This window comes from Microcystis sp. M31BS1 (assembly GCF_020245285.1).
Lineage (GTDB): Bacteria > Cyanobacteriota > Cyanobacteriia > Cyanobacteriales > Microcystaceae > Microcystis > Microcystis panniformis.
This window is the reverse complement of sequence record NZ_JADBVE010000339.1, coordinates 1-3497: the sequence shown is the minus strand read 5'-3', so window position 1 is coordinate 3497 and position 3497 is coordinate 1. Positions and strand designations below refer to the sequence as shown.

At 42.0% G+C, this 3497-nt stretch carries 2 protein-coding genes and 1 pseudogene; 2 read left to right on the top strand and 1 reads right to left on the bottom strand.

The window, feature by feature from the left end:
* Positions 1 to 132 precede the first annotated feature (132 nt).
* Together bioD and IM509_RS19180 are read left to right on the top strand one after the other, a co-directional pair.
* Positions 133 to 795 (top strand): dethiobiotin synthase, encoded by a 663-nt coding sequence (gene bioD, locus IM509_RS19185; RefSeq protein ID WP_072926714.1) that lies wholly within the window; start codon positions 133 to 135, stop codon positions 793 to 795.
* Between the two features lie 519 nt (positions 796 to 1314).
* Complete coding sequence (locus IM509_RS19180) at positions 1315 to 3345, top strand: pentapeptide repeat-containing protein (protein ID WP_185237879.1); 2031 nt, start codon at positions 1315 to 1317, stop codon at positions 3343 to 3345.
* A gap of 27 nt (positions 3346 to 3372) precedes the next feature.
* Here IM509_RS19180 and IM509_RS19175 read toward each other — a convergent pair.
* Positions 3373 to 3497, bottom strand: a pseudogene (locus IM509_RS19175) (IS630 family transposase); the annotation flags it as partial.

Sequence of the window (3497 nt, the reverse complement as noted above, 5' to 3'; positions counted from 1 at the left end):
TGGGGAAGTGGGGAAGTGGGGAAGTGGGGAAGTGGGGAAGTGGGGAAGTGGGGAAGTGGGGAAGTGGGGAAGTGGGGATAAGATGATAAATATTGGTGATTTTACCTGATCTTGACTTGGCCCAGGAGTTTTATGAATAGTCTTTTGATTACGGCTACGGATACCGATGCGGGTAAAACCGTTGTCACCACTGCTTTAGTGGCTTATTGGCAAAAATACTATCCATCGAAGGCCCTGGGGCTGATGAAATTAATGCAAACGGGTCAAGGCGATCGAGAATGGTATGAGGGTTTATTTCAGGGTCAATTAGAAATGATCACACCGCTGCAATATCAAGCACCCTTAGCGCCTCCTGTGGCTGCTGATTTGGAAGGTCGAGATATTCCTTTGGGGACGGTGTGGCAAGCTCTGCTGAACCTACAAAAAAGCCAAGATTTGGTTTTAATTGAGGGTTTGGGGGGTTTAGGTTGTCCTGTCACCCACGAGCTAACTGTGGCGGATTTAGCGGCTCAATGGCGGTTAAAAACCCTTTTGGTGGTGCCGGTGAAATTGGGGTCGATTTCCCAAACGGTGGCTAATATTGCCCTAGCAGAGCAGAAAAAGGTCAATTTGGGCGGAATTATCCTTAATTGTCTCGAACCGCGCACGGAGACGGAAATAGAGCAGTTAACACCGATCGATTTAATTCAATCCTTGACTAATTGTCCAGTTTTAGGTGTTTTTCCCTTTATCGAAGATCGTCGGGATTTGGATAAATTGGCTTCGGTGGTAGCTAGTTGGCCAGAAATTATTTAGAGCAGGCAACGATAGCAGATTTTGGAATTTTTGTCAAGAGATATTTGTTAAATATATATTATTTCTGATAAAAATATATATTTATTTGGAAAAGTTTAAATTCTCAGGCAAAAATACAAAGTCTTATGAAAATTCTTGAAAAATTATGGCAAAACTCGGCAAATACAAGCATAATTTCGGGACAATGGGATCCAGAGGTATGGATTCGTGAATTAGTTAGCCGCACATTAGACCTCTTGTGAAAACTAAAAATTGTTGTTAGGGTTAGGAGTCAGTAGCCAGTAGTCAGGAGAATTAAGAATGAATAATAATTAACTAAATGGTCTATTTACAGATTTTAGGCGGTTTAATTCTTATTTTTGCCGTTTTTGAACCATCAAAAATTAATTATGGAAGAGGTCTATTATGTAGCAATAAAATTTTCGGGACATTAAGGCCAAGGACAACAACCCAAGAATAGCAATAAAAAATAGAAGTCGTTCAGCGATAAAAACTTAAAAAGTTACGGGGGATAAAAGTATGAACAGCAATACTTATCCGAAGTTATCATCAGTTTTTTGGCGACTCTTTGTGATCAGCATTGGTTTAGTAAGCGTTTCTGGTAATAATCTCATTGCTCAAGCAGCAAACGCCGAACAAATAAAACAACTGTTAGCAACCAAAGAATGCCCAAACTGCGATCTTAGCAAAGCTAATCTCAGTAATATCAATCTAGAAAATGCCAATCTAGAAAATGCCAATTTGCAGGATGCCAATCTCACTAATACTAACTTAGCAGGAGCAAACCTACAAGGAGCGAAGTTAATCCACGCTAATTTAGAAAAGGCCAACTTAGAAGGGGCGAATTTAGCCAAGGCGAACTTAGTCAACGCTAACTTGGATTTTATCAACTTAAAAAATGCCAATCTAGTTGAGGCCCAAATGCGCGGGGTACAATTACGAGGAGCGCTGCTAGAATCGGCCAATCTGCAAGGGGCAGATCTGACCATGCACGACGGCAAACCAGCTTTTCTGGTTCATGGCAATCTACAGGGTGCTAACTTAGAAAAGGCGAAATTACGAGCGGTGTGGGCGCCTTGTGTTCATTTTGATCGAGCCAATCTTAAAGGTGCGGATTTTTCACCCGATAAAGCTCAAACTCCTTGGTGGCAAGCTTTAGGTAACGTGGTTTCCCTGGGGACGGCGATCGCTGGTTATGGTGGCACCTTTGTTTACCATAACGCCCAAATGACCAATCTAACTGGGGCGACTTTTGTGAACGCGGATCTCAGTCAGGCACTATTAAAAGGAGTACAATTAACGGCGGCTGATTTCAGACAAGCACTACTGATCGAAACCCTGCTCGAAGGCTCTGATTTAAGAAACACTAATTTTAGCGAAGCGAATCTCAGTCAAGCTAATCTTGATCAAGCTTACTTGGTGAATGGCATTCTCGATCACGCTAACCTAACTTCGACTCGTCTGACCAATATTAATCTGAGTAATGCGGATCTAACGGGAGCGCAACTAGACAAAACAGAATTAGACCGGTCTAATCTCTGTAATGTCACTTTATCGGATGGTTCCAAATCTACTGCTCCCTGTAAAGAAAAAATTCCCGTGACTGACCTTACCAGTGGTAATGTTTGTCTTATTCCCTCTCACGATCTGGCTGATTTGTCCCTAGAGGTTCCCCCAGCCAATACTGCTACCGCAATCACTCCAGAGGATACAAGTGCTTTATGGCAACAAGGACTAGAAAAATACCAAAAACAAGACTATAAAGGTGCTATTGAGGATTTTACGGCAATTGTGACTATTAAACCCGATGATGCTCTGACTTACTACCAAAGAGGTCATGCCTACGCTCACCTAGAAGATTTTAATCAGGCTCTGGTCGATTACAATCAAGTCATTGCCCTACAACCAGAATTGGCATCGGTTTACAATGATCGAGGGGCGATACAAGTTCATTTAGGCAATTTGCGCGATGCCTTGATTGATTACGAGCGAGCTTTGCAGATCGATGGCAACCTACCGATAGTGTACTTGAATCGAGGCCTACTTTATCAGCAGATCGGAGAGGTCGAAAAGAGCAAAAAAGATTATCAACGAGTTTTGGCGATCACTCCTGAGGTGGCTATGGCAAGTTACAGCAAGGGTTTGGCTCCGATGACCTTGGCGCAATCGCCGGTATTGGTTAATATTCATCTAGAACGGGCTTTGGCACATGGGAATTTAGACCAAATTGATTTAGCGTTCAAAGATATCGAGCAAGCTCTGGCAGTTGATGCTAATGCCAAATCAGCCTATGTATTGCGGGGTAGTTTGTACTACGCTCGCAAGGAATGGTCGAAGGCCCTAGCGGATTATAATCAAGTCCTGAAGCTCGATCCCGATCATGCTAATGCTTTGTATAACCGTGCTTGGACAAAATACAACATGGGTAACAAAAAAGAGGCTTTCGCTGATTTTCAAACCGTTGCTACTCTTTATCAACAGCAGGGAAAAACCCAAGAGGAGACAGAAGTACGCCAATTGATCGAAAGATTAAGTAAACAAGAGGACTAATTTCTCTGAAAATAAGCTTTTACGCATTTAAGTTACATTGACAGCATTACCCTTATTTTTAAGTTTTCTACTCCATTTAATAATCAATCCCCCTTCATTTAAAAGCTGATTGACTACTTTTTCCAGTTCTTCTTTATTTTCAAATTCTCGAT